The following is a 2,370-nucleotide window of genomic DNA, read 5'->3' as shown; positions in this document are numbered from 1 at the left end:
AAGAAAGACAGAATGCCGGCTAAAAAAACCGATACTAAAAATATAATAGATTCCAACGAATTACCTACTTTCACAAAATTCTAATCTTATTTTACTACAAAAGAAAAAATTTGTGACAACTTTGCTATGCTTGTCTATTTATATAAAAAAGGAGCTAAGCTCCTTTCGTTTTAATACGTTCCTTCTTCACCTTGACTTGTCAAGATGACAGGACCGTCTTTTGTAATCACAAACTGGTGTTCATATTGGCAAGACAGGCCGCCATCGATGGTTTTATGAGCCCAGCCAGTTTTCATATCTGTATCAATTTCCCAATCCCCAGTATTGATCATGGGTTCAATAGTCAGCACCATTCCTTCACGGAGACGGAGACCACGACCAGCGACGCCATAGTTAGGGACCATTGGCTCCTCGTGCATAGTTGGACCAACTCCGTGACCAACCAAATCACGCACTACACCATAACCACGACTTTCAGCGTATTCTTGAATGGCCGCACCGATATCACCGATACGATTGCCGACAACTGCTTGCTCAATCCCTTTGTACATAGCTTCCTTGGTCACGTCCATCAGGTTTTTCACTTCTTCAGACGGTGTACCGACCGCATAAGCCCAACATGAGTCTGCTAAACCGCCAGTATAACTTTGGGTGTATTTTTTCATTTGCTCAACATTATTAAAGTTGAGTTTTGACACATTGAGGTCGGATTTGGCAATCGGACCTCCGAGTACCATGTCAACCTTGAGCAAGTCGCCATCTTTCAAGATGTAATGACGTGGAAAAGCGTGAGCTACTTCGTCGTTGAGAGAGCAACAAGTGGCATAGGGGTAATCCATGACTGCACCATCCACGCCAATCTGTAAAGGAAGGAAATTCTCTTCTTTACAACGTCGACGAACATACTCTTCTACTTCCCACATATTCACGCCTGGCTTAATCAAATCACGTAAGCCGATATGGATACTAGCTAGGAAATCACCAGCCTTGTCCATGGCTTCGATTTCACGTGCTGATTTTAAAGTTATCATTTTTTCTCCTAGATTCTAATTGATTTTCACTGTAACATTTGCTTTTGATACAATCTGATGACCATGATAAATATCATAATCAATAATAGCTGAGCGCCTAGTATGATGAATAATGCGAGCCTGAATACGAAGAGTATCATCAATCTGAACAGCCTGTAAGAAATAAATCAACATCTGTTCAATGATGAGATTTCGCCCGCTATTGACAACAAGGTCTTGGGTCATATGGTTGAGGATTTCAGCCAAGACACCATTAGCAAGGACACCATTTTTCTCCAGCATGAAGGGCTCAACAGTAATGACGACTTCATCATGATGATAGGATAGTTTTTGCCCGATTTGCTCTGAAAAAGTTGGCAAAGCTGATACTTGAGATCGGCTCATTTTTTCCATGACATCTCTTCGAGTTACGACCCCAAGTAGAGTCTGGTTACTTCGAACAACGGGAACCATCTCAAAGTCTTCAGCTATCATTCGTTGGCTGACATTGGCAATATTAGTTGCCAAACCTGTTACGAAGATACTTCGCGTCATCACCTTGTCAATCGTTGTGCTGGGTGACTTATCTCCCGCGTCACGCATGGTAACAACTCCGACAACCACTTGGTGTTGGTTAATGACTGGGAAACGGCTACTTCTGTTCTTACGTACCAAATCTAAATAGTCTTTGACTGTATCCGTTTCTCTCAAAAAGCCATACTCATGACTCGGACGATAGAGTTTTTCGACTGTTAAAATGTCAGTTTTAATCTGAACATTTGAGAGAGCTTTGTTAATCATGGTTGCGACTGTAAAGGTATCATGCTTACTTCTCAGAACAGGGATACCTTTTTTATTGGCTAGAGTCAATACATCATCTTGGACATGGAAACCACCAGTTACAAGGACTGCATTTTCATTTTCAAGCGCTAAAAGTTGAATACGAGTACGGTCACCTACAATCAAAAGGCCTCCATCATGGAGATAAGAGAGGATATTCTGCTCAGTCATGGCGCCAATAGAAAATTTACTAAATTCTCTCTCTAACCCTTCCTGACCTGCTAAAACCTCAGAGCTAGTCACTTCTGCGATTTCTGCATAGGTTAGCCGTTCGATAGCTACTTTCTTTGACTTGACACGTATGGTTCCACTGCGGGGGCGAGTCTCAACAATTCCCCGATTTTCAGCTTCTTTGATAGCCCGATAGGCTGTTCCATCACTAACACCTAGGTGATTTGAAATACTACGAACACTAACTCTCTTCCCAATTGGTAACTCTTCCAGATAAGACAAAATTTCCTGGTGTTTACTCATTGAAATCTCCTTTTACGTAACGAAATTCAAGATAGTCCCTCATTTT

2 protein-coding genes are annotated in these 2,370 nt (G+C 41.7%); both read right to left on the bottom strand.

What is annotated here, in order from left to right; genetic code table 11:
- Positions 1 to 170: 170 nt before the first annotated feature.
- A complete protein-coding gene (locus SORDD24_RS07405) occupies positions 171 to 1,031 on the bottom strand; it encodes a methionyl aminopeptidase (protein ID WP_061409147.1) in 861 nt (286 codons plus the stop codon).
- 15 nt (positions 1,032 to 1,046) lie between these two features.
- Entirely contained in the window at positions 1,047 to 2,324 is a 1,278-nt protein-coding gene (gene spxR, locus SORDD24_RS07400) for a CBS-HotDog domain-containing transcription factor SpxR (protein WP_061409144.1), read from the bottom strand.
- Between the last annotated feature and the right edge of the window lie 46 nt (positions 2,325 to 2,370).

It is taken from the genome of Streptococcus oralis, from assembly GCF_001579175.1.
Lineage (GTDB): Bacteria > Bacillota > Bacilli > Lactobacillales > Streptococcaceae > Streptococcus > Streptococcus oralis_O.
The sequence above is the reverse complement of the archived record's forward strand: the minus strand, read 5'-3'. Positions and strand labels throughout refer to the sequence as shown.